The organism is Deltaproteobacteria bacterium (assembly GCA_005879795.1).
Lineage (GTDB): Bacteria > Desulfobacterota > Binatia > DP-6 > DP-6 > DP-6.
Map to the genome: position 1 here is coordinate 17392 of VBKJ01000130.1, position 22463 is coordinate 39854.

Consider the following 22463-nt stretch of genomic DNA (forward strand, 5'->3'; position numbering starts at 1 on the left):
TGTGAGCTTCTCGTGCCCGGTCGCCCGTCCTCTTCTGGCGCGGGGCTGATCTCTGTGTCGGGACGCACGCGTCAGGAGATCATCGAGGAGGACGTTCGCGACCTCGCCCGGCTCGGTTACGCGCAGCAGCTCTTCCGCGAGATGGGCGGGTTCTCCAACTTCGCGATCTCGTTCTCGATCATCTCGGTCCTCACCGGCGCCGTCCTGCTCTTCGGGTACGGGCTCAAGTTCGCCGGGCCGATCATCAACTCGGTCGGATGGCCGGTCGTCAGCCTCTTCACCCTCTGCGTCGCCGCCTCGATGGCCGAGCTGGCCTCGGCCTATCCCACGGCCGGCGGCCTCTACTTCTGGGCCTTCCGTCTCGGCGGCCGCACGTGGGCGTGGGTCACCGCCTGGCTCAACATGATCGGGCAGGTCACGATCACCGCCGGCATCAACGTCGCCGCCGCCACCTACATCATCGGCGCGGCGACCCGCATCGCCGGCGTGCCCGCCGGCGTCGCCGTCCCGGTGTTCGGCAGCGCGACCAGCTGGTACTTCCAGCTCGTGGTGATGGTCCTCATCATGATTCCCCAGGTCATCATCAACATCGTGGGCATCCGGCTGACGGCGCGACTCAACGCCCTGAGCGTGTGGTGGCACGTCGGCGGCGTCGTGCTGATCACCGCGCTCCTGACCTTCTTCGGGACCCATCACAACAGCGCCGGGTTCCTCCTCCACAGGGCGACCGTCGTGAGCCCGCTGGAGGCGGTCTCCGCCGATCTCGGCGGCGGACGGACCGGGCCCGGGCTAGTCATCGCGGACCTGAAGCTGCCGTCGCCGCTCTTCGCCTTGCTCCCCGCGCTCGCGTCGGCGTACGCCGCCGCGCCCTTCGCGCTCGTGTTCGTCCTTGGCCTGCTCCAGGCGCAGTGGACCTACACCGGGTACGACGCCTCCGCCCACGTGGCGGAGGAGACCGTCATGGCCCGCCTGAATTCCGCCTGGGGCGTGTTCCTCTCCGTCGCCGTGTCGGCGGTAGTCGGCTACGTGCTCCTGATGATCCTCACGTGGAGCATCCCCGGCGGCGACATCGCGGCGACGGCGAACGACGCGTATCCCGTGCTGCAGATCGTCTACGGCAACCTGTCGCGCGTCTTCGCGAACGTGATCGCGATCGTCATCGGCGGGGCCATGTGGCTCTGCGGTCTGGCGTCGATCACCTCGATGGGGCGGATGTGGTGGGCGTTCGCCCGCGACGACGGGATGCCGGGCGCGGGCCTCCTGAAGCGAGTGAGTCCGCGCCACGGGACGCCGGCGGCGGCGATCGTGGCCACCAGCCTCCTCGCCGTCCTCATGACAGCCTATGCCGCGGCGTACTCCGTGGTCACGTCGATCAGCACGATCACGCTGTACCTCGCGTACGTGATCCCCATCTACCTGAACTGGCGGAACCGCCACCGGCGCCGGGGGGAGTACACCGAGCCCGCGAACGCTCCCTGGAGTCTCGGGCGCTGGGGCGTCGCGCTCAACGTGGTCGCGATCCTCTGGGTCGTCTTCATCGTCGTCGTCTTCGCGCTACCCCCGAACGAGCTGGTGCTGTGGACGATGCTGTCCCTCGCGATCGCCCTCGCGGCGTACTGGCGAGTCTCGGCGCGGCGCCGCTTCGCCGGTCCGAAGAGCCACCCGAGCGGATCGTCTCGGGCGGCCTCTGATCGCCAGCCCAGCCGCAGCAGCAGCGGCGGTAGCGGTGGATAGCGGAAAATGGGCGTTCCCGAAGAAATCCCGCACGTGATCCAGGGCCATGATGACCATGACGAGGCCGCGGAGCAGGTCGACGGACCCGAGTCGGGGTCGGGTGCCGGTGCGTGAGCCGGCTTCGATGAGGACCGGCCTCGTTGCCGCCATCGCCATCGCGCCGCCGAGATAGCCCCGGCGTCATGCTGTGTCGATCGTCGAGGGGGTAGACTCCGCGGCGCCGCCGGGCGTCCTACTCCTGCTCCAGGTCCGGGTAGTAGGGCACCTGGATACGCTCCTTCTCGGCGGAGGCCGGCGCCGGCGCCGGCCGAGGCGAGCCCACCATCGCAATCGTGATCGGGGAGATGACGCTCGGGTCGGTGAGGACGTTCACGCAGGCGGGGCGGCCGGCGGCGAGCGCCCGCGCCAGCGCCGGCGCGAGCGCGCCGGGCTCTTCCACGTGCTCCGCGTGGCAGCCGAAGCCAGCCGCCGCGAGGTCGTAGCGGGTGGGGGCGAGCTCGGTCACGACGCGCCGCCCCTCGCCATAGATGAGATCCTGGCCGTGGGCCGACATGCCCCACTGCCGGTCGTTGTTCACGACGGTCACGATCGGGAGCCGGTGGCGCACCATGGTGTCGAACTCGGCGAAGTTGAGCCCCACGCTGCCGTCGCCGACCAGGCAGACGACGGGCCGCGCCGGGTACGCGACCTTGGCCGCGATGGCGAAGGGCATGCCCGTCCCGAGGCAGCCGAGGTAGCCGTGCGAGAGCCAGCGGCCGCCGCCCCGCACGTCGGCGGCGAGCTCCAGCCAGCTCGCGGTCTCGCCGCCGTCGGCGACCAGGATCGCCTCGGGCCCGGCGGCACGCGCCACCTCGTGGGCGAGCCGGAAGGGGTGGATGGGAGCCGCGTCGCTCTCGAGCGCAGGCGCGAAGAGACGGCGCGGGACTTCCCGGGCCTCGCGCGCGGCGCGCTGCCACGCGGTCCGGTCCGGCCAGCGGCGTTCGCCGGCGGCGGCCTCGAGGGCCCGCAGCGCTTCGCGGCAGTCGGCCACGATACCGAGCGCGACGTCACGGTTCCGCCCGATCTCCGCGCCCTCGATGTCGACCTGGATCAGGCGGGGCGTCCGGGCGAGGAATCCCCCGCCCTGGCCGCCGGTGAAGAGACCAAGCCGCGCGCCGAGGAGGAGCACGACGTCGGGCGGCGTCCCGCCCTGGAGGAGGACCGCGAGCGTCCCGAACCCGCCGCCGCACAGGCGATGGTCCGCCGGCACGACGCCGTGGGCCTTGCCGTTCGCGAACACGGGCACCCCGGCGCGCTCGGCGAACGCGAGGAGCGCCGGTCCGCCCCCGGAGAACCACACCCCGCCGCCGGCCATGATCGCCGGCCGCTCGGCCGCCGCGAGCCAGTCGAGCGCGCGGATCACGGCCTCAGGCGCCGGCGTGGGAGCGGCCTCGGGGCAGACGTGCTGCGGGAAGACTGCCTTCGCCTCGTCGGCGCGCCCAAAGAGCACGTCGATCGGGATCTCGAGGAAGACGGGACCGGGACGGCCCGTGGTGGCCGTGCGGAGGGCCTGAGCGACCAGGTCCGGGATGCGGTGGGTATGAGTCACGCGATGCGCCCACTTGGTGATCGGCCGCAGGAGCGCCACCTGGTCGAAGCCTCCCTGCAGCGGCAGCGTCTCGGCGTCGCGCAGCGGCGCGGCGCCGGCGATGAACAGCGTCGGGATGCAGTCGAGGTACGCGTTCGCGACCGCCGTGACGACGTCGGTCACGCCCGGCCCGGCCGTGACCATCGCGACGCCGACGCGGCCGGTGGTGCGGGCCCAGCCGTCGGCCGCGTGGCCCGCGGCCTGCTCATGGCGGGTGTCGATCCAGCGGATGCCGCGTCCTCGCGCCGCCTGGTAGATCGCGTCGAGATGGCCTCCGTGCAGGGTGAACACCTCGCGGATGCCCTGCGCTTCGAGGACGCGGACCAGCATCTCGCCGCCGTCGATGCGCGCCATGGCTCGTCCCTCCGCGCGCGATTGTAGCGCGCGGGGACGTGAGAGCGTCAACGCCCGTGGCGAGCCCGGCGGCCTTGGGCGCCCGGCGGTCGCTCAACCGAGCGGCACCCCGAACAGCGCGGCGACGATCCAGGTGGTGAAGCCCACGAAGAGCGGAATCGTCAAGTTGTCGTCGATGCGCAGCGGCAGCAGCTCGCATCCCGCGGCGGTGAGCGCGATCGTGCCCGATGCCCCGGCGATCGCGAGCGGCGAGGCGTCGGCGCCCAGGCCGAGCACGAGCGCCGCGATCACGACTGTCGCCCCGAAGAAGGCGAGCGAGCCCTCGAGGCTCCGGTTGTGCGCGATGCGTCGGCGGCCATGGCGGATGCCGACGACGGCGGCGAGCGGGTCGGCGACGGCGAGCGTGTAGATGGCGACCAGCGCGGCCGGCTTGGGGACGGTGAGAATCGTCAACAGCACGGCGATCGCATAGGGGATCATCGCCGATTCGCGCACCCGCTCCTCGGCGCGCACGAGCAGGCGGTTCACCCACGGCGCGCGGCGCGCGACGGCCTCCGGATACGCGATCCGGACGCGATCGACGACGTAGACGACGCACGCGATCGTCCCGAAGACGTGGATCACCTGCTCGTGCGTGAAGAAGAGGGTGTAGGCCGTGGCAGTCGACACCCCATTCACGACATGGAAGAGCCGCCGTCCGAGCTGCAGGTCGTGGCGCGTGGCTACAGGCGCGCGGTCGGCGAGAGCGGGGTCCGGCTCGTCGGGGGTCACAGCTCGGTGATGTCGGAGCGGGGCAGGGGACGCAAGCATCGCACGCCGACGCGCCACAACCGTCGAAGCCGAGCCCGCCGGGCCGCCTGCGCTCACGCCTGGTCGGCGTCGCGCTCCCAGGTGGCGAAGAGGCTCCCGTCGCGATCCGACCAGGCGTAGGAGGCGCGGCCGCCGAAGGTCTTCTTGAGAGTCGTCCGGTGTGCGAGCTTCTGCGAGGTCGTGATCACCTCGAGCCGGCCGGCGTCGCCCTCGACCTCGTGTCTCCCAGCGCGATCACGAAAGCAATCCCACCGTCGCGGGCTCAGCCACTGACGGCCCGCATGCTCCGGACGCCGCCCGCCACGAGCACGCGGGAGCGTACTGAGCGGACGCCCGGGCGCCGTTGCCGCGACCCGCCCGGGCCGGCTACCCTCGCGCCCCCATGGCGCGTACCGTCCTCACCACGGGCGCGAACTCCGGCATCGGGCTCGCCACCGCCCTCGAGCTCGCGCGGCGCGGCTTCCGCTCCGTCGGCAGCGTGCGCTCGGAGGCGAAGGCGCGCGCGCTCAAGCGGGCGGCGGCCGCCGCGGGCCTCGAGGTGGAGACGGTGCTCCTCGATGTCACCGACGCCGCGCGCTGCCAGTGGATGATCGACGACCTCCGACCCTGGGGGCTCGTCAACAACGCCGGCTACACGCTCAACGCCGCGGTCGAGGACGTGGGGGACGCGGAGGCGCGCCGGCTCCTCGAGACGATGGTCATGGCGCCGATGCGGCTCGCCCGCCTCGCGCTCCCCCACATGCGCGCGGTGGGCGGCGGGCGGATCGTCAACGTCTCCTCGATCTACGGCCGCACGACGACGCCGCTCACCGGCTGGTACCAGGGCGCCAAGCACGCCCTCGAGGGGCTCAGCGACGCGCTCCGCATGGAGGTCGCCGGCGACGGCATCGCGGTCATCCTGGTCGAGCCCGGGGGCTTCCGCACCCGCATCTGGGAGGAGGCCGAGCGCGAGGCGGAGAGCCGGCAGGGCTCGCGTTACGCCACCGCCTACCGGCGCTCGCGCACCGGCATACGCCTCTGGCAGCCGTTCATGGGCGACCCGGCGAGCGTCGCCGCGGTGATCGGGCGGGCGCTCGGCGCCTGGTTCCCCTGCGCCCGCTACCTCGTCGGCTACGACGCGCAGGTCCTCGCGCTCGCCGATCAGCTCGTGCCGACCGTCGTGCGCGACCGCATCGCGCGCCTCACGCTCGGGCTCTGACCGTGCCCCGCGCCCGCGCCAACGGCATCGAGCTCGAGTACGAGCTCTTCGGCTCCGAGGGCGGGCGGCCGCTCGTCCTGATCATGGGGCTCGGCGCGCAGATGATCCTCTGGGACGAGGAGTTCTGCGCCGCCCTCGCCGCGCGCGGCCACCGCGTGATCCGCTTCGACAACCGCGACGTCGGGCTGTCGACGAAGATCGACGGCTGGCGCGCGCTCGACCTGGCCGCGGCGATGGCGGCGGCCGCGCTCGGCCGCCCGGTGGCCGCGCCGTACACCCTCTCCGACATGGCGGCCGACGCCGCGGGGCTGCTCGACGCGCTCGGCATCGCGGCCGCACACGTCGTCGGCGCCTCGCTCGGCGGCATGATCGCGCAGACGCTGGCGATCGAGCGTCCGGCACGCGTGCTGTCGCTCACCTCGATCATGTCGACGACCGGCGACCGCGAGCTGCCGCGCGCGCGCCCCGAGGCGGTGGCCGCGCTCCTCGAGCCCCCGCCGCGCGATCGCGACGGTGCGATGGCACGCGCCGCCAAGGTCTTCCGCACCATCGGCAGCCCGGGCTTCCCCTTCGACGAGGCGCGCGTGCGCGAGCGCGCCGGACGCTCCTACGACCGCTGCTTTCACCCCGCCGGCGTGGCGCGCCAGATGCTCGCCATTCTCGCCGCGGGGAGCCGCGCGCCGGCGCTCCGGCACGTGCGCGTGCCGACGCTCGTGATCCACGGCACCGAGGATCCGCTCGTTCCCGTCGCGCACGGCATCGAGACCGCCGCGCTCGTCCCCGGGGCGGAGCTCCTCGTCATCGAGGGCATGGGGCACGACCTCCCGCGCGCCGTGTGGCCGCGGGTGATCGACGCGATCGACGGCGTGAGCGCCCGGGCGGCCGGCGCCCACGGAGGACGCCGGCGGCTCGTGCCCCCACGTCAGTAGCAGTAGGTCTCGTTTCCGAACTTCCGGCAGAGCCCGGGGTCGGTGCCGACGTTCTGGAGCTCGAGCCGGAGCGGCCGGTCGGGGACGGCGCGGCCGTCGAAGAGGCCGCCGCCGAAGGGCTGGGGCCGCACGGGCGTGGCGTAGCCGGGATCCGCCGCCGTCTGCGTGCCGATCACCAGCTGGTTGCCGCCGAGGTCGCATTCGAGCTGGGTCCCGAACCAACGACAGGCCGCCGGCGCGCGGGTCGCGGCGCAGAGCAGGCCGAACGCGATCAAACCGGGCAGGAATGGCCTCATGAGCGTGACCTCCTCGTGGCCGCTCTGGTGCATGATCTGCGCCATCGTCCGTCGCGCGTTCCCGCCTCGACGAAGGGCTTCGTCGAAGAGCGCAAGCGCAGCTCATCCTGCCGAGCAGTCGGCACCGTGCCGAAATGTCGGCGAGCAGCTCGCGGAGCCACATCGTCGAGCACGCCGTGAGCCCGCGGGTTTCCCTGGTTTTGCGGGCGACGTCGTCCCTGCGCGGGCGCGGCACGGCAGTTGCGAATGGCGGCCAACGGCCATTGTGAAGGTCGCAAGGAGGGAGTCGCACATGGAACAAGAACGTCGTGAGGACAGCACCGAGATGCGTGCGCGGGCGGTCTCCATGATCAGAGGGAGCGGCATCGTGACCCTGGCACTGGCCCTGGCGCTCGCGGCCGGGGTCGCGTCCGCAGCGGAGGACACGCGCAACCGCACTGGCACCGCACACAAGATCATCGTGGTCGACAGCGAGCTGATCCGCCCCGCGGCACTGATGATGAGCAAGGACGATGTGCTGGAGTTCGAGAACAACTCCGGCCACGCGATGACGCTCGCCTTCGTCGAGCCGCGGGATCAGGTCGACAAGATCCGCTGCCACCCGGCCGATCCCGGGCCCGCAGGCCCGGACCAGGCGCGCTGGCCGCTCTACGACTGGGGTCTGGACAACCAGCTGACGGCGACCATTCCACCGGGAAGGTTCGCGAGCGTCTGCTCGCTCATCCCCGGGGAGTACACTTTCGTTGTCAGGCAGGTCGGCTTCCCCGGGGCGGACGATGCCCTCGGCACGAAGGGCACGATCACGGTGCAGTGAGCAGGGCCGACACGGCATCGAGCGTCGACGCACGTGGTCCCGCGCCGGCCCGGCGAGCGCACGTACGGCGCCGAGGGCCATGGATTCAGCGTGAAGGCCACGCTACATGGGGCGACACCTGCATGGCGGACGAACTCCCGACGATCGCAGACGCGACGGCGAGGGCAGCGCGCGCTCCTCACCGTGCCTGCGCAGGCGCCCCGGGCGATGTCCACCGGATCCTGCTCGATGTCTCGCGCGCCACCGCCTCGCACCGGGACCTGCCGAGCCTGCTCCGCGATCTGGTGGGACTCCTGGGCCGCGTCGCCCGCTTCGACCGTCTCGGGCTCGTGCTGCACGATCCGGAGCGCGATCTCATGCGCCTTCACACCCTGGCCTCCCTCGCGCCCACCGCCATCGCGGAAATCGAGCTGCCCGTCCCGGAGTCGCCCGCGGGTATAGCGTGGGAGACGCAACGGCCCCTCGTCGTGCCGAGCATCGACCGCGAGACGCGGTTTGCCGAGGTCAGACGGATCCTGCGCGCCGAGGGAATGCGGTCGCTCTGCGTCCTTCCCCTCACGACGCCGCTCCGCCGTCTCGGCGGGCTCACCTTCTCGAGCCGGGACGAAGATGCCTTCTCCGCGGCCGACGTCGAGATCCTGCAGCAGGTCACCAGCCAGGTGGCGCTGGCCGTCGACAACACGCTTCATCACGAAGCCGCACAGCGGGCGCGGCAGGAGCTGGCCCGGGAACGGGATCGGCTCCAGCTCCTGCTCGACGTGAACAACGCGCTCATCTCCAACCTCGAACCTCGGGCGCTGTTCAGCGCCATCGCGGCGTGCCTGCGGCGCGTCGTGGCGCACGACTACACGAGCCTCGCGGTCTACGACGGCGCGCAGAACGCGTTCGACCTGTGGGCGATCGAGTTCGCCGGCCGGGGCCTCGTGCGAGAGCACATGTCCGTCCCCGTGGAGGGGTCGCCTGCAGGCGCCGCCTTCACGGCCGGCGCGCCCGTGCGGCTCGAGCGAGCGGACCTCGCGCAGCTCTCGGCCGACGCCGCCGGCCTGCTGCTCGCCGAGGGCATCCAGTCGATGTGCTGCGTGCCCCTGACGCTCCACGGCCGGCGGCTGGGGACGCTCAACATCGGCCGGCTCGGCAGCGAGCCCTTCACCGCCGAGCACGCGGAGGTGCTCGCCGCGGTCGCCAATCAGGTCGCCTTCTCCGTCGAGAACGCGCGCGCGTTCCAGGAGATCGCCGCGCTCAAGGACAGGCTCGCGGCCGAGAAGGTCTACCTCGAGGACGAGATCCGCACCGACTACAACTTCGAGGAGATCATCGGCGACTCGCCGGCGCTCAAGCAGCTGCTGCGCCAGGTGGAGACGGTCGCGCCGACCGACTCGGCGGTGCTGATCGGCGGCGAGACCGGCACGGGCAAGGAGCTGATCGCCCGCGCCATCCACGACCTGAGCGCGCGCCGGGGGAGGACGTTCGTCAAGATCAACTGCGCCGCCATCCCGACGGGCCTCCTCGAGAGCGAGCTGTTCGGCCACGAGCGCGGCGCCTTCACCGGCGCCATCGCGCAGCGGATCGGCCGCTTCGAGCTGGCGGACCGCGGGACGCTCTTCCTCGACGAGGTCGGCGACATCCCGCTCGAGCTGCAGCCGAAGCTGCTCCGCGTGCTCCAGGAGCAGGAGTTCGAGCGTCTGGGTGGCACGCACACGAAGCGGGTCGACGTGCGCGTGGTGGCGGCGACGAACCGGGAGCTGGAGGAGATGGTCGCCGCCGGGACGTTCCGGAACGACCTGTACTATCGCCTGAACGTCTTCCCGATCCTGCTCCCGCCGCTGCGCGAGCGGCCGGAGGACATCCCGTCCCTCGTCCGCTACTTCGTGCAGAAGTTCGCGCGCCGCATGAAGAAGCCGATCGAGACCATCCCGGCGGAGGCGATGGCGGCGCTCTGCCGCTATGCGTGGCCGGGGAACGTGCGCGAGCTCGAGAACGCCATCGAGCGCGCCGTCATCCTGACCAGCGGGCCCGTCCTGCGCGTGCCCGTAGCGGAGTTCCGCCGCGGCGCGGTCGTGCCCTCGCGCGGCGACGCGACGCTCGAGGCGACGGAGCGCGAGGCCATCCTCCGCGCGCTGCGCGAGACCGACTGGGTGCTCGGCGGTCCACACGGGGCCGCCGCCCGGCTGGGGCTCAAGCGAACGACCCTCCAGTCACGGATGACCAGGATCGGCATCCGCCGCCCCGACGCGTGAGCTGGCCGCCGACATCTCGGCGCGTGCCGAGATGCCGGCACCGGCGTTTCGGCATTGCCCCACGGGCTCGACGCCCGACCCGCGATCCGACGGGTAGACTTCGGCGGTCCTGACGCCCCCCGCGGCACGGGCACGGAAGTTGCCTTCACGGAGAGGCATGCTGCCGATCACCGCCACGACACCGCCTCGGCCAGGCCGGGCTCGAATCCGGGCGGCGCTGCTCGGCGTCGTTGCGTGTGCCGCCGTCCTCGCCGCCGGCCGTGGCTCGCTCGCAGCGGGAGCGAGCGAGGACGATTGCCGGAAGTTTCACGAGGAATGCACGGAGGCGAGGGCGCTCGGGTATCGCGACGTCGGCATCTGCAACGTCGAACGGCTCGAGTGCAAGAGCGGGCCGGCGAACGCCCCCGACGCCGGCGTCGGGAGGAGGCCGCGCGGCGCGCCTGGTCCGCGGCAGGACCCCGAAAGCTCCATCGGCCCATGACGATGCCGAGTCCCATGCGGGTCCCCGCCGATCGACCGGATGGCGAGCTCGAGCCGGAGACCGTGCTCCCCTGCCAGCTCGGCGACGCGCTCTTCGACACGGCCCGGCTCCAGCCCGAGAAGCGCCTGCAGCTCGCCGTGCTCCAGGATGCCGTCCTCACCTTGCACCGATGCGTGGGCAACGATGGCTCCCGCGCGCGGCGTCTCGTCGCGGAAGTGGACGCCTGGTTCGCGTCGGACGCCACGGACTGGCCCTTCGCGTTCGTGAGCATCTGCCACACGCTCAATCTCGACCCCGCCTACGTCCGCACCGGCCTGCCGCGCTGGCGCGCGCGGCTCGAGGCCGAGGCCGATCGAAGGCTTCCCTTTCGTCGCGACCAGAACGGGACACGCCACCAGGTGCGGCTCTACGATACGGAGCTGAAGCGCACCGCGTGACGTGGGAGGCAGGGCGATGCTGCGAATCACCGTGACGACACGCCCCGACGGGGCGACGGTCGCGCTCGAGGGACGACTCGCCGGGCCCTGGGTGGACGAGCTCCGGGCGTGCTGGCGAAGCCTGGTGGCCGCCCCGGGCGCCCGCTCGATCCGCATCGACCTCCACGCCGTGACGTTCATCGACACTGCCGGCAAGGCCCTGCTCTGGGCGATGCACGAGCAGGGGGCGGTGCTCGCGGCCTCCGGCTGCATGACGCGGGCGATCCTGGAGGAGATCGGCACGAAGTCACGCGAGCGCGGCGGCCCGAACGGCGCTGCGAAGGGAGACGATTGATGGAATACGTGAAGATTCCGGGCACGGGTCTCTCGCCGTCCCGCATCGGGCTCGGCACCTGGGCGATCGGGGGCTGGATGTGGGGCGGAACCGACACGGAGCGCTCGATCCAGACCATCTGCGCGGCCCTCGAGCGCGGCATCTCGCTGATCGACACGGCCCCCGCGTACGGCCAGGGTCAGTCCGAGGAGATCGTGGGCAAGGCGCTGGCGCGCTGGGGACGCCGCGATCGCGTCGTCCTCGCCACCAAGGTCGGGCTCGAGTGGCGGAGCGATGGCGCGGTGGCCCGAAACGCGAGCCGCGGGCGCATCATGCAGGAGATCGCCGCGTCCTTGCGGCGCCTGCGCACCGACTACATCGACATCTACCAGGTCCACTGGCCCGATCCGCTGGTTCCCATCGAGGAGACGGCGGAAGCGCTCCACCGGCTGTACAGGGACGGGCGCATCCGCGCCATCGGCGTCAGCAACCACTCGCCGGAGCAGATGGACGCGTTCCGGCAGGTGGCACCGCTCCATACCGCACAGCCGCCCTACAACCTGTTCGAGCGGGAGGCCGAGGAGGAGGTGCTCCCCTACTGCCAGTGGCACGGCATCACCACGCTGACCTACGGCGCGCTCTGCCGCGGGCTCCTTTCCGGGCGCATGGGGCCGGACACCCGCTTCGGCGGCGACGACCTGCGCCAGACCGACCCGAAGTTCCGCCCCCCGCGCTACGCGCAGTACCTGCGCGCCGTTGCCGCGCTCGAGCGCGTCGCGCGCCAGTGGTACGCGCGAAGCGTCCTCGCCCTCGCCGTGCGCTGGGTGCTGGACCAGCCCGGCGTCCAGGTTGCGCTGTGGGGTGCCCGCAGTCCGGAGCAGCTCGAGCCGCTCGACGAGGTGTTGGGCTGGTCGCTCGACGCGGACGCGAAGCGGGCGATCGACGCGCTCCTGCGCGAGACCGTGACCGCTCCCGTGGGCGCCGAGTTCATGGCGCCGCCGGCCCGCGCGGCGCGGCCGCCGCACGAGGCGATGCGGGGGACGGACGGCTTCCCGATCAACGCGCCCGCACGCTGATCACCACGGCGTCCGCCACCCGCGCGACGACGTCGTCCAGGGCCAGGCCCATCGCCCGCGCCATCGACGCCGGCTCATCGTCGGCGATGCCGACTCGCGCGCTGAACGTCCGGTTGAGGAGGCCCCCGCGCTCCGGGTCCCACAGCGAGACGGCGAGGGTGACATCGGCCGCGTGCGCCGGCGCGAACACCTCGTCGAATGCGAGCAGGTCGACGCGCAGCGCTGCTGCGCGGGGGTCCTCCGTCAGCCGCAGTCCGGCCGTCTCGCCGAGCCGCGTCCTGAGCGCGCGTTCCGCGTAGTGCGCCGGCAGGTCGATCCACTGTCGCTGCTCGTAGAGGCCGTACTCCACCTCCGAGACGCGCCAGACGATGCGGTGACGGAGGAAAGGCGCGCCCCGGACCGCGCGGAGGCGGATCGCCACCCCACCGGCGGCCGGAGGCGACGCGCCGACCTCGCCGGTCGCATCCAGCGCCACCGAGCCGGGCTGGAAGAAGCGTGGCGGGTCGGCATTGCGCAGGAGGCAGGCGCCGAGGAGCGCCGTTCCCGCCAGGAGCCACGGACGGCTCCTCATCGACTTTTTGCCGGGACCGCGCCGTCGGCCCGCGGACCCCGCAGGAGCATGCTCGGATCGCGCTCCAGGGAGTCTGCCAGCGTGCGCACTGACTCGAGCGCCTCGCCCACCGCCCGCAGGCTCGCCTGCAGCTCCTCGCGCGCGTCGCTCACGCTGGCCGCCGCCTGGCCGACGGACGCCGACGCGTCCCGGATCGACGCCGCGGTGGCGCCGAGCTTCGCTTCGTCGAGCGCCTTGTCGACGCGCGCCGCCGCCGTACGCAGCTCTTGCAGCGCCTGCTTGAAGGACCCGTCCTCTCCCGCCAGGTCGGCGGCCAGGCGGTCGATCGACGCGAGCGTCTTCTTCACGTCGGCCAACGCGTCCTTCGCGCGGTCCGCGAGCACCGGCAGGCGGTTCATGATCTCGACGGCCGCCTCCTCCACGTTCTTCAGGGTCGACGGCGCCGAGGGCACGTAGTTCCACGGCGGCTCGAAGGGCAGGCGCGGGGGCGGATAGCGCTCGGGGTCGAAGAAGTCCGTCTGGATGAAGCGGACGCCGGTGATGCCGGCCGAGGCGAGCTGGACACGCAATCTCGGATCGATGAACTCCTCGCCGGACCTGGGTGCCCGGGTCCGAAGCCCCAGGCGGGCGAGCGCGTCGACGTATATATCGGAAGTGACCTGGACGTGGCGGTGATCGGGCGCGATCGTGATGTCGGCGACGGTGCCGACGGTCACGCCGCGGAACTTGACCGGTGAGCCCACGTCGAGCCCCTGCACCGACTCGTCGAAGTAGCTGATCGCCGGGAACGACTCGCGACGGAACCGCCGCGCCCCGAGCCAGAAGAGCGTGCCCAGCGTCGCGCCGACGGCGAGCAACACGAACAGGCCGAGCTTCCAGTGGTTGGTGGCGGTGGTCGCCATCTCAAGCGGCCCGCGACCGGGGATTGAAGAAGGCGCGGACCTGCGGATCGGCGCTCCCGTCGCGGAGCGCCGCGGGCTCACCCCGCGCGATGATACCGTGCGTCTGGCCGTCCAGCATGATGCAGTGCCTGGCAATTGCGAAGATGCTCCGCAGCTCGTGCGTGACCGCGATCGTCGTCATGCCGAGGCTCGCATTCAGCGTCGCGATGAGGTCGTCGAGCTCCGCGGAGGTGACTGGATCGAGGCCCGCCGATGGCTCGTCGAGGAACAGCAGGGGCGGGTCGAGCGCCAGCGCGCGCGCGATCCCTGCACGTTTCTTCATGCCACCCGAGATCTCCGCCGGGAGGTGGTTCTCGAAGCCCTCGAGTCCCACCAGGCGGAGCTTCGACCGGACGATCGTGTCCATCGCGGTGCGGTCGAGATTGGTCCATTTCGCGAGCGGCAAGGTGACGTTCTCCGCGAGGGTCATCGAGCCGAAGAGCGCCCCCGACTGGAAGAGCACGCCGTAGCACGGGGGTCCCTCGCGGGGCGGGGGCGCGCCCGCGATGCGGATCGTGCCGCGCAGGGGCTCCTCGAGGCCGATCAGCGCGCGGAGCAAGGTCGACTTCCCGCTCCCGCTCCCGCCCAGGATGGCGAACACGTCGCCGCGGGGCACGGTGAAGTCGAGGTTCTCGAGCACGACCGTGTCGCCGTAGCCGAGCGTCAGGCGCTCGACCTCGATCATGGGTGGGTCAGCGGCCGAAGGCATTGAAGAGCACGGTGAAGATCGCGTCGACGACCACGATGGCGAAGAGACTCGTCACCACTGCCGAGGTCGTCGCCCGGCCCACGCCCTCGGCGCCGCCGCGCGCGGCGAGGCCGCGCTGGCACGCGATGAGCGCGATGCCGAGCCCGAAGAACACGGTCTTGAGGCACCCCGAGAAGACGTCCCAGAGCCCCAGGGCCTTCTGCGTCTCGATGAGGTACGCGTTGGACGTGATGTCGAGGCCGAGCATCGCGACCAGGAGCCCGCCAGCGATTCCTATCACGTCCGCGAGGATCGTGAGCAGCGGCAGCACGAGCACGAGGGTGACGACGCGCGGGAAGACGAGGAAACCGTACGGGTCGAGGCCGAGCGTCCGCAGCGCATCGATCTCCTCGGAGACCCGCATCGTGCCGAGCTCGGCCGAGAACGCTGCGCCCGAGCGGCCGGCCACGATGATCGCCGTCATGAGCGGCGCCAGCTCCCGCGTGACCGAGAGCCCCACCAGGTCGGCCACGAAGATGTTGGCCCCGAACTGCTTGAGCTGCACGGCGGCCTGGAAGGCCGTCACGAGACCGACCAGGAAGTTGATCACGAGGACGATCGGGAGGCTGTCGGCCCCGGCGCGCTCCACGAGCCGCGGGACGTCGCCCCAGTTGATGGAGAACGGCGCGCGGACCGCCCTTGCGCCAGCCACCGCCACGTCGCCGATGAAGTCGAGCCCATGGCTTTCGCTGAGCATCGTGAGGGTCTCGCGGCCGATCTCGTCGAGGATGCCGAGCCGGGCCGGCGGCCGGTGTAGGCTCGGTCGGGGTGGGTGCAACCCGTAGAGATCGAGCATGGCGCGGACGCGGCCGTGCGCGCCGACGATCTCGGCCTCGCCGCCGGCCGCGGCGACCTCGTCGCGAAGCGCGAGCAGGAGCGCGGTGGCGGCGCCGTCGAGCGTGTCCACGCCGGAGAGGTCGAGCGCCAGGCGCGCGGCCGGAGGACGAGCCAGGCGGCGCACGCTCTGCCACGAGGCGAAGCACTGCCGGAAGCGAAGCTGCCCCCCGAAGCGCAGCTCGGACCGGCCGTCCTGCAGGTCGACCCGCTCGACGCGGAACCCGGGGTCGTGGGGGTCGCTCACCGGTGGGCGAGTATCGGTGGGGTGGGGACCTTGGTCAACGAGGGTCTCTGACGCTGCCGACGGCGCGGCACCGGTGCCGGGCCGTCGGCACGCAGCCCCTCGCGCGTCGTTGGCAGCCGCGCCAAGAGCCCGAGATCTCGCCATTTCTGCGTCGATGGTCTCGGTGCCGGTGGCCCTCCGTGCGGCACGGAGGTTGCGGAGCCCAGGAGCAGCGGCACGCGGACTGGCGTGAAGGAAGGGCGTGAGCCTAAGTGGAGTTGGGGATTGGGTTGAGGTACGCAGGGCGAGCAGGGCGTTCACGTCGGGGCGCACGGGGAACGTCGTCGAGAGGAGGATCGGATGCAAGTCGGCATGATCGGTCTCGGTCGGATGGGCGCCAACATGGTGCGACGTCTCCTGCGCGGCGGCCACGAGTGCGTGGTGCACGACGTCTCGCCCGAGGCCGTCCAGGCGCTGGCGCGCGAGGGCGCGGTCGGGGCGGTCTCGCTGGACGACCTCGCGGCGCGCCTCGCGAAGCCGCGGGTCGTCTGGCTGATGGTGCCCGCCGCGGTGGTGGATGCCACGCTCCGCGACCTCGTCTCGCGCCTCGCGGGGGGCGACGTCGTCGTCGACGGCGGGAACTCGTACTACCGGGACGACATCGAGCGCGCGAAGCAGCTCGCGACCCGAGGCCTCCGCTACGTCGACTGCGGCACGAGCGGCGGCGTGTGGGGCGTGGAGCGGGGCTACTGCCTCATGATCGGCGGGGAGCCGGAGGTCGTGCAGCGGCTCGACCCGCTCTTCGCGACGCTCGCGCCCGGCGCCGGTTCGATCGGCCTCACCCGGGCGGCCGGCACGGCGGAGCGGGGCTATCTCCATTGCGGCCCGCACGGGGCCGGCCACTTCGTGAAGATGGTGCACAACGGCATCGAGTACGGGCTCATGGCGGCCTACGCCGAGGGCCTCAACATCCTGCGGCACGCGAACGTCGGAAAGCGGGCCCGCGCCGCCGACGCCGAGACGACGCCGCTCCGCAACCCGGAGTACTACCAGTACGACTTCGACCTCGTCCGCATCGCCGAGGTCTGGCGGCACGGCAGCGTGATCGCCTCGTGGCTGCTGGACCTGACGGCCGCGGCGCTGGCGAGCGACCAGACGCTCGCGCGCTTCACCGGACGGGTGTCGGACTCGGGCGAGGGGCGCTGGACGCTGGATGCGGCCATCGACGAAGCCGTGCCCGCGCACGTCCTCGCCGCCGCGCTGCTCGAGCGCTTCGCCTCGCGCGGCGAGGCCGACTTCCAGGACCGGCTGCTGTCCGCCATGCGCTTCGAGTTCGGCGGCCACGTGGAGAAGGGCCCGCGGACATGAGCGCGCCCCCCTCCGACGCGCTCGTCTTCTTCGGGGCGACCGGCGACCTCGCCGCCAAGAAGATCTTCCCGGCGCTGCACGCGATGGCCCGCCGCGGCCACCTCGACGTGCCCCTCGTCGGGGTGGCGCGGGGCGGCTGGACGCTCGAGCGCCTGCGGGCGCGCGCCCGTGAGAGCATCGAGCGTCACGGCGGGGGCGTGGACGAGACCGCCTTCGCGCGGCTCGCGAGCCGGCTCCGCTTCGTCGGGGGCGACTACGACGCCGCGACCACCTACACGGCCCTCCGCCAGGCGCTGGGCGACACGGTGCGGCCGCTCCACTACCTCGCCATCCCGCCGAGCCTCTTCCCGACCGTCGTCCAGGGGCTGGCCAGCTCGGACTGCGCGCGCGGCGCGCGCGTGGTCCTGGAGAAACCGTTCGGCCGCGACCTGCCCTCGGCGCAGGCCCTCAACGCGACGCTCCACCGGGTGTTCGACGAGGCGTCGATCTTCCGCATCGACCACTACCTGGGCAAGGAGCCGGTGCAGAACCTCCTCCTCGTCCGCTTCGCCAACACCTTCCTCGAGCCGATCTGGAACCGCAACTACGTCGAGAGCGTGCAGATCACGATGGCCGAGCGCTTCGGCGTCGAGGGGCGGGGGCGGCTCTACGAGGAGGTGGGCGCGATCCGCGACGTGATCCAGAACCACATGCTCCAGGTGGTCGGCTTCCTCGCCATGGAGCCGCCGGCGACCACCTACCACGAGTCGATCCGGGACGAGCAGGTGAAGGTCTTCCGGATGATCCGCCCGCTCAGCGCCGCCGACCTGGTACGGGGGCAGTTCCGTGGCTACCGGAAAGAGGTGGGCGTCGCGCCCGACTCGACCGTGGAGACGTTCGCCGCCGTCCGCCTGCACGTCGACTCCTGGCGCTGGGACGGCGTGCCGTTCTTCATCCGGGCGGGCAAGTGCCTCGCCGCCACCACCACCGAGGTGCTGGTCACGCTGCGGCGGCCCCCGCTCAGCAAGCTCTGCCCGCACGAGACGAACTACGTGCGCTTCCGCCTGAGCCCCGAGGTGACGATCGCGATCGGCGCGCGCGTGAAGCGGCCGGGCGAGCAGATGACCACCGACCCGACCGAGCTCCGCTTCGTCCACCAGCCCGATGGCGAGGAGATGGACGCCTACGAGCGCCTGCTCGGCGACGCCATGCACGGCGACGCGACGCTCTTCGCGCGCGAGGACGGCGTCGAGGCGGCGTGGGCGATCGTGCAGCCCATCCTCGGCGGCACGACGCCGATCCACATCTACGAGCCCGGCAGCTGGGGGCCGGACGAGGCCGCGCGCTTGACGGCCGGGGTCGGCGGCTGGCACTCGCCGGCGCAAGGGCCGGAGGCATCGTGATGCTGCTCCTCGCCGGGGACGTCGGCGCCACCAAGACGAACCTCGCGCTCTTCACGGCCGCGGGCGGCGTCCTCACGCCGGTCGCCGAGGCGCACTTCGTGAACGAGGGCTACGCGGGCCTCGACGGCGTCGTGCGCACCTTCCTCGCGCGGGGCGCGTACGTGCCGGCGGCGGCCTGCTTCGGCGTCGCCGGGCCGGTCGCGGACGGCCGCGCGCGAATGCCGAACCTCGGCTGGTTGATCGACGCGCTCGACCTCGGGCGGCGGCTCGCACTGGAGCGGGTAGTGCTCCTGAACGACCTCGAGGCGACGGCGTACGGGATTGCCGTGCTCCCTCCCGACCAGGTCACGGTCCTCAACCCCGGCGCCCCACGGGCCACCGGCAATGCCGCCCTCATCGCCGCCGGCACCGGGCTCGGCGAGGCGGTCCTCTACTGGGACGGGATGCGCCACCGCGTCAGCGCGTCGGAGGGTGGCCACGCCGACTTCGCGCCGCGCGACGCCGAGCAGATCCGGATCCTCACCCGACTGATCGACCGCTTCGGGCACGTGAGCTGGGAGCGCGTCGTCTCGGGGCCGGGGCTGCACAGCATCTACGGCGCGCTCGACGCGCCCGAGGCGCCGGAGGTCGCCGCCCGCATCGCGGCGGCCGAGGACGCGAGCGCGACCATCGCGGAGCTGGCGCTCGCGGGAGCGTCGGCGCGCTGCGTGCGCGCGCTCGACATCTTCGTGTCGGCCTTCGGCGCCGAGGCGGGTAACCTCGCCCTGAAGGCGCTCGCCACGGGCGGCGTCTACGTGGGCGGCGGCATCGCGCCGAAGATCCTGCCGAAGCTCGCCGACGGCACGTTCATGCGGGCGTTCACCGACAAGGGCCGCTTCGCCGACTTGCTCGGCCGCATGCCGGTGAAGGTCATCCTCGACCCGAAGACGGCGCTCCGCGGCGCCGCCGCCTACCTCGCCGGCGCGGAGACACGCTCATGACCGAGGACACGATGGAGACGACCCGGATCCTTCTGGTTCGCCACGGGATGACGGTCCTCGGCGCGGAGGACCGCTTCGCCGGCTCGACCGACGTGCCGCTGTCGGACGAGGGGCGCGAGCAGGCAAGGCGGCTCGCACGGCGTCTCGCGGACGAGCCGCTCGTGGCCGCGTACGCGAGCCCGATGCAGCGCGCGATGGAGACGGCGGCGATCGTCGCCGATCCGCACGACCTCGACCCGATCGCCCGCGACGGCCTGAGGGAGATCGGCCACGGCCGCTGGGAAGGGCTGCGTCGCCAGGAGGTGGAGGAGCGCCTCCCCGACGAGTACGCGGCGTGGGAGATGGACCCCCTCACCTGCGCGCCGGCGGGAGGTGAGACCGGTCTCAGCGTCATGGCGCGCTCGCTGCCCGTGCTCCACGAGATCGTGCGCCGGCACGCCGGTGCCGAGGTGCTCGTCGTCTCGCACAAGGCGACGATCCGCCTGCTGGTCAGCAGCCTGCTCGGCTTCGATGCGCGGGGCTACCGCGATCGGCTCGACCAGCTCCCGTGCTGTCTCAACATCCTCGAGTTCAAGGACCCCGTGCGCGCGCGCCTGATGCTGTTCAACGACGTCTCCCATTACGCGGGCTCGCCGGGGCCGCCCCGCAGCCGCCTCTCGCGGTGGTGGGACCCGCGCTCGGCCTGAGAGTCTGAGCCCGGCTTGCGGGGCCGTTCCCGGAAGACAGCTCAGCGCCGCGGCGCGAGCATGAACACCTCCGCCCCGCGCCGCACGTACACGCCGTCCGGCTGGATCAGCTGCACCTCGATGCCGTGCGCGGACTCGTGCTCGCGCAGCGTGACCACGCTGGCGCCGTTCAGCCGGAGAGTCACGGCGCGCCGGGCGGCGTCGGGTGAGTAGTCGATCGTGGCGACCTCGAGCTGCCCCGGTGCGGAGGCCGGAGTCTCGGCGTCGCTCGCGGGCGGCTCGGCCATGACCCGGTCCTGCCGCCCGGCCAGGCTCCGCGCCGGCCGCTCGGGTGCCGCCGGTGCTCCCCGGTCGATGCGCGCCCGTGGCGGGTCCACCTTGTCGAGCCACGCGAGGTGCGAGGGCGCGGGCGCCTGCGCGTCGTCCGCGGGCGCCTGGGTGGGAGGCGCGGGCGCCTGGGTGGGAGGTGCGGGCGCCTGGGCGGGAGGCGCGGGCGCGAGCGGGAGCGCGGGCGCGCGCACCAGGCTCGAGATCCAGATGGAGAGGAGGAGCACCAGGGCGCCGACGACGAGGCCGATCGCGCCGATCCCGAGCGTTGCGACCGCACGATTGACGTTGCTCGGCGGCTCGGCGGCGGCGGCCGCGCTCTGCGTGGCCGGCGGGCGGCGACGCTCGAGCTCGCGCAGGGCCTCGAGAATCGAGCTCATGACGCGCCTCCGCCGACGGCCGCGAGCGTCGGCCGCTGGTAGCCGCCCGCCGCCGCGTAGAGGACGATACGCGTCAGGCGCCCGACGCGGCAGTCGGGCACCAGGAGACGCGAGCGCTGGAAGCCGAGGACCGCGGCCTCGGTCGCGCCGTCGAACATGCCCGTCGTCGCCCCCTGGTAGGCGCCGGCCCGGGCGAGGAGACGCTGCATGCGGGCGACCTGCGGGCCGCGGGCCTCGTTGCCGAAGGTTCGCCCGAGCCCCTCGAAGTCGCGCCAGAAGACGTGGGCCTCCCCGAACCACAGGCGTTCGAGGAGGGTCGGGTCGACCGCCAGCGCCTCGCCGTCGACCGCGAGGACCACCCGCTCGTCGTCCGTGCCGGTGAGGGCGACGTAGCGCGGCCCGCTCGTGCCGGGGAGGCGCAACGCGAGCAGCGCCGGGAGGTCGAGCAGGCGGAGCATGCTCAGGTTGCTGGTCAGAACCAGGTCCTCCAGACCACGCTCCCAGGCGATCGGCTCGAGCCGATCGGGGGAGAGCGTCTCGTCGGGACGGAGCGACGCGACCTTCCACGCGGAGAGCATCGCGTCCACGGCCGCCCTGGCGCTCCGCTGGGGGTCGACCTGCGCGAGGCGTCGCTCGAGCTCCGCCGTGGGGACGACCGGCGCCGCGCCTCGGGTCCGCTGCGCCGGTGCGTCCGCCGGCTCGGCGGCCGTCGTCCCGGGGGCCGGCGCCTCCGTCGGCGCCGGCACGCTCGCGGCGTCCTGGACCGCCATCTGGAGCCGGCGCTCGAGCCGCGGCACGCCGAGCGTCACGACCAGGGCGATGGCGGCGGCCGCCACCGCCCACCTGGCGCGCCGCGCCGGCGCCCTCGTATGCAGCGGCACGGCGCGGATCTCGCGGTAGGCACGCAGGACGGAGCCCGCCGTCACGCGGCGGCGGCGGCGCACGAAGGCCGCGAGCAGCGCCCGGTGTCCGATCATGTTCACGAGGCGCGGCACGCCCTTCGAGAACCGGTGCACCAGGACGAGTGCGGGTCCGGTCAGCAGGCCCTTCGCCCTTCCCCCGCTCGCCACGCCGAGGCGGTGGCGGACGTAGGCGACGGTCTCGGCGTAGGTGAGCGGTCCCAGGTGCCAGCGGAGCGTGATGCGCTGGTTCAGCTGGGCGAGGGCCGGGTCGAGGAGGACGGCCGCGAGCTGGGGCTGGCCGACCAGCATGAGGCGGAGGAGCTTCTCCGTGCTGGTCTCGAGATTCGAGAGCAGCCGGAGCTGCTCGAGCACGTCGATGGGGATGGCCTGTGCCTCGTCGATCACGACCACGGACAGACGCCCCGCCTTGCACTGCGCGAGGAGATGCGCGTTCAGGGCATCCATGACGTCGATCTGGCTCTCGCCGGCCGTCGGCACCCCGAGCTCGCGCGTGATCCGCTGCAGCAGGTCCTGCCAGGACAGCGTCGGGTTGAAGACGTAGGCCGTCGCCACCTCGGGGCCGAGGTCGGCGAGGAAGGCGCGCAGCAGCGTCGTCTTGCCGGTGCCGATGTCGCCGCTGATGCAGACGAACCCGCCCGGCTCGATGAGCCCGGCGCGCAGGTGCGCGAGGGCCTCCGCGTGCTTGGGGGAGAGGTAGAGGTAGCGCGGGTCGGGTGTCAGCCGAAACGGCGCATCGGCGAGCCCGAAGAACGCTTCGTACACCCCGCCGTCCTCCCCCTTACCACCCATGT

Annotated in this window: 22 protein-coding genes; 13 read left to right on the forward strand and 9 right to left on the reverse strand. The window is 72.5% G+C overall.

Annotation, left to right across the window (positions count from 1 at the left end):
* Positions 1-54 precede the first annotated feature (54 nt).
* Positions 55-1734, forward strand: a complete 1680-nt coding sequence (locus E6J59_08155) for an amino acid permease (GenBank protein TMB20556.1) — start codon at positions 55-57, stop codon at positions 1732-1734.
* Positions 1735-1966: 232 nt separating this feature from the next.
* Here the strand turns inward: E6J59_08155 and E6J59_08160 are convergent, their stop codons facing one another.
* Together E6J59_08160 and E6J59_08165 are read right to left on the reverse strand one after the other, a co-directional pair.
* A complete protein-coding gene (locus E6J59_08160) occupies positions 1967-3715 on the reverse strand; it encodes a thiamine pyrophosphate-binding protein (GenBank protein ID TMB20557.1) in 1749 nt (582 codons plus the stop codon).
* A gap of 93 nt (positions 3716-3808) precedes the next feature.
* Entirely contained in the window at positions 3809-4486 is a 678-nt protein-coding gene (locus E6J59_08165) for a hypothetical protein (protein TMB20558.1), read from the reverse strand.
* Between the two features lie 421 nt (positions 4487-4907).
* Here E6J59_08165 and E6J59_08170 point away from each other — a divergent pair, with 421 nt between their 5' ends.
* Positions 4908-5723, forward strand: a complete 816-nt coding sequence (locus E6J59_08170; protein ID TMB20559.1) for an SDR family NAD(P)-dependent oxidoreductase — start codon at positions 4908-4910, stop codon at positions 5721-5723.
* 2 nt (positions 5724-5725) lie between these two features.
* Positions 5726-6652, forward strand: a complete 927-nt coding sequence (locus tag E6J59_08175; protein TMB20560.1) for an alpha/beta fold hydrolase — start codon at positions 5726-5728, stop codon at positions 6650-6652.
* Here E6J59_08175 and E6J59_08180 read toward each other — a convergent pair.
* Positions 6646-6993: a hypothetical protein gene (locus tag E6J59_08180; GenBank protein TMB20561.1), complete on the reverse strand. Its 348-nt coding sequence runs from the start codon at positions 6991-6993 to the stop codon at positions 6646-6648. The two genes, E6J59_08175 and E6J59_08180, sit on opposite strands and share 7 nt — an antisense overlap.
* Before the next feature lie 280 nt (positions 6994-7273).
* Here E6J59_08180 and E6J59_08185 point away from each other — a divergent pair, with 280 nt between their 5' ends.
* The 5 genes from E6J59_08185 (at position 7274) to E6J59_08205 (ending at position 12306) form a co-directional block, all read left to right on the forward strand.
* Entirely contained in the window at positions 7274-7762 is a 489-nt protein-coding gene (locus tag E6J59_08185) for a hypothetical protein (GenBank protein ID TMB20562.1), read from the forward strand.
* A 122-nt stretch (positions 7763-7884) separates the two neighbouring features.
* Positions 7885-9999: a GAF domain-containing protein gene (locus E6J59_08190; GenBank protein TMB20563.1), complete on the forward strand. Its 2115-nt coding sequence runs from the start codon at positions 7885-7887 to the stop codon at positions 9997-9999.
* Between the two features lie 477 nt (positions 10000-10476).
* Complete coding sequence (locus tag E6J59_08195; GenBank protein TMB20564.1) at positions 10477-10917, forward strand: hypothetical protein; 441 nt, start codon at positions 10477-10479, stop codon at positions 10915-10917.
* 16 nt (positions 10918-10933) lie between these two features.
* Positions 10934-11251 (forward strand): STAS domain-containing protein, encoded by a 318-nt coding sequence (locus E6J59_08200; protein TMB20565.1) that lies wholly within the window; start codon positions 10934-10936, stop codon positions 11249-11251.
* Positions 11251-12306 carry an aldo/keto reductase gene (locus tag E6J59_08205; protein TMB20566.1) on the forward strand — a complete coding sequence of 352 codons (1056 nt, stop codon included), beginning with the start codon at positions 11251-11253 and terminating at the stop codon, positions 12304-12306. The genes E6J59_08200 and E6J59_08205 overlap by 1 nt, the downstream gene beginning before the upstream one ends.
* On the opposite strand, the gene E6J59_08210 is transcribed toward E6J59_08205, so the two are convergent.
* From E6J59_08210 to E6J59_08225, 4 genes are read right to left on the reverse strand one after another with little or no spacing between them, the layout of a single operon-like run.
* Complete coding sequence (locus E6J59_08210; protein TMB20567.1) at positions 12287-12877, reverse strand: hypothetical protein; 591 nt, start codon at positions 12875-12877, stop codon at positions 12287-12289. The two genes, E6J59_08205 and E6J59_08210, sit on opposite strands and share 20 nt — an antisense overlap.
* Entirely contained in the window at positions 12874-13779 is a 906-nt protein-coding gene (locus E6J59_08215) for an MCE family protein (protein ID TMB20568.1), read from the reverse strand. Before E6J59_08215 ends, E6J59_08210 begins: the two co-directional genes overlap by 4 nt.
* A gap of 1 nt (position 13780) precedes the next feature.
* On the reverse strand, positions 13781-14527 hold the full coding sequence (locus E6J59_08220) for an ATP-binding cassette domain-containing protein (protein TMB20569.1): 747 nt from the start codon (positions 14525-14527) through the stop codon (positions 13781-13783).
* Positions 14511-15791, reverse strand: coding sequence for an MlaE family lipid ABC transporter permease subunit (locus E6J59_08225; protein ID TMB20570.1), 1281 nt, complete (start codon positions 15789-15791; stop codon positions 14511-14513). The genes E6J59_08220 and E6J59_08225 overlap by 17 nt, the downstream gene beginning before the upstream one ends.
* Positions 15792-15986: 195 nt before the next feature.
* On the opposite strand from E6J59_08225, the gene gnd reads away from it, so the two are divergent.
* From gnd to E6J59_08245, 4 genes are read left to right on the forward strand one after another with little or no spacing between them, the layout of a single operon-like run.
* Positions 15987-16994, forward strand: a complete 1008-nt coding sequence (gnd, locus tag E6J59_08230; protein TMB20571.1) for a decarboxylating 6-phosphogluconate dehydrogenase — start codon at positions 15987-15989, stop codon at positions 16992-16994.
* Positions 16991-18376, forward strand: coding sequence for a glucose-6-phosphate dehydrogenase (gene zwf, locus E6J59_08235; GenBank protein TMB20572.1), 1386 nt, complete (start codon positions 16991-16993; stop codon positions 18374-18376). The genes gnd and zwf overlap by 4 nt, the downstream gene beginning before the upstream one ends.
* Before the next feature lie 2 nt (positions 18377-18378).
* Positions 18379-19356, forward strand: a complete 978-nt coding sequence (gene glk, locus E6J59_08240; protein ID TMB20588.1) for a glucokinase — start codon at positions 18379-18381, stop codon at positions 19354-19356.
* An 11-nt stretch (positions 19357-19367) separates the two neighbouring features.
* The gene (locus E6J59_08245) at positions 19368-20042 is read left to right on the forward strand and encodes a histidine phosphatase family protein (protein ID TMB20589.1); all 675 of its coding nucleotides are present in this window, start codon (positions 19368-19370) and stop codon (positions 20040-20042) included.
* 41 nt (positions 20043-20083) lie between these two features.
* On the opposite strand, the gene E6J59_08250 is transcribed toward E6J59_08245, so the two are convergent.
* Positions 20084-20419, reverse strand: a complete 336-nt coding sequence (locus E6J59_08250) for a hypothetical protein (GenBank protein ID TMB20573.1) — start codon at positions 20417-20419, stop codon at positions 20084-20086.
* Between E6J59_08250 and E6J59_08255 the strand changes: the two genes are divergently transcribed.
* Positions 20407-20655, forward strand: coding sequence for a hypothetical protein (locus E6J59_08255; GenBank protein ID TMB20574.1), 249 nt, complete (start codon positions 20407-20409; stop codon positions 20653-20655). The genes E6J59_08250 and E6J59_08255 overlap by 13 nt on opposite strands.
* Positions 20656-20745: 90 nt before the next feature.
* Here E6J59_08255 and E6J59_08260 read toward each other — a convergent pair whose 3' ends face one another.
* Positions 20746-22461 carry a peptidoglycan-binding protein gene (locus tag E6J59_08260; protein ID TMB20575.1) on the reverse strand — a complete coding sequence of 572 codons (1716 nt, stop codon included), beginning with the start codon at positions 22459-22461 and terminating at the stop codon, positions 20746-20748.
* Positions 22462-22463: the final 2 nt, after the last annotated feature.

Coding starts and splice junctions, on each gene's coding strand:
- E6J59_08160 (TMB20557.1), bottom strand. CDS start 3,715: ATGGCGCGCATCGACGGCGGCGAGATGCTGGTCCGCGTCCTCGAAGCG.
- E6J59_08170 (TMB20559.1), top strand. CDS start 4,908: ATGGCGCGTACCGTCCTCACCACGGGCGCGAACTCCGGCATCGGGCTC.
- E6J59_08180 (TMB20561.1), bottom strand. CDS start 6,993: ATGGCGCAGATCATGCACCAGAGCGGCCACGAGGAGGTCACGCTCATG.
- E6J59_08185 (TMB20562.1), top strand. CDS start 7,274: ATGCGTGCGCGGGCGGTCTCCATGATCAGAGGGAGCGGCATCGTGACC.
- E6J59_08190 (TMB20563.1), top strand. CDS start 7,885: ATGGCGGACGAACTCCCGACGATCGCAGACGCGACGGCGAGGGCAGCG.
- E6J59_08195 (TMB20564.1), top strand. CDS start 10,477: ATGACGATGCCGAGTCCCATGCGGGTCCCCGCCGATCGACCGGATGGC.
- E6J59_08200 (TMB20565.1), top strand. CDS start 10,934: ATGCTGCGAATCACCGTGACGACACGCCCCGACGGGGCGACGGTCGCG.
- E6J59_08205 (TMB20566.1), top strand. CDS start 11,251: ATGGAATACGTGAAGATTCCGGGCACGGGTCTCTCGCCGTCCCGCATC.
- E6J59_08210 (TMB20567.1), bottom strand. CDS start 12,877: ATGAGGAGCCGTCCGTGGCTCCTGGCGGGAACGGCGCTCCTCGGCGCC.
- E6J59_08215 (TMB20568.1), bottom strand. CDS start 13,779: ATGGCGACCACCGCCACCAACCACTGGAAGCTCGGCCTGTTCGTGTTG.
- E6J59_08220 (TMB20569.1), bottom strand. CDS start 14,527: ATGCCTTCGGCCGCTGACCCACCCATGATCGAGGTCGAGCGCCTGACG.
- E6J59_08225 (TMB20570.1), bottom strand. CDS start 15,791: ATGGCGAGATCTCGGGCTCTTGGCGCGGCTGCCAACGACGCGCGAGGG.
- gnd (TMB20571.1), top strand. CDS start 15,987: ATGCAAGTCGGCATGATCGGTCTCGGTCGGATGGGCGCCAACATGGTG.
- zwf (TMB20572.1), top strand. CDS start 16,991: ATGAGCGCGCCCCCCTCCGACGCGCTCGTCTTCTTCGGGGCGACCGGC.
- E6J59_08245 (TMB20589.1), top strand. CDS start 19,368: ATGGAGACGACCCGGATCCTTCTGGTTCGCCACGGGATGACGGTCCTC.
- E6J59_08260 (TMB20575.1), bottom strand. CDS start 22,461: ATGGGTGGTAAGGGGGAGGACGGCGGGGTGTACGAAGCGTTCTTCGGG.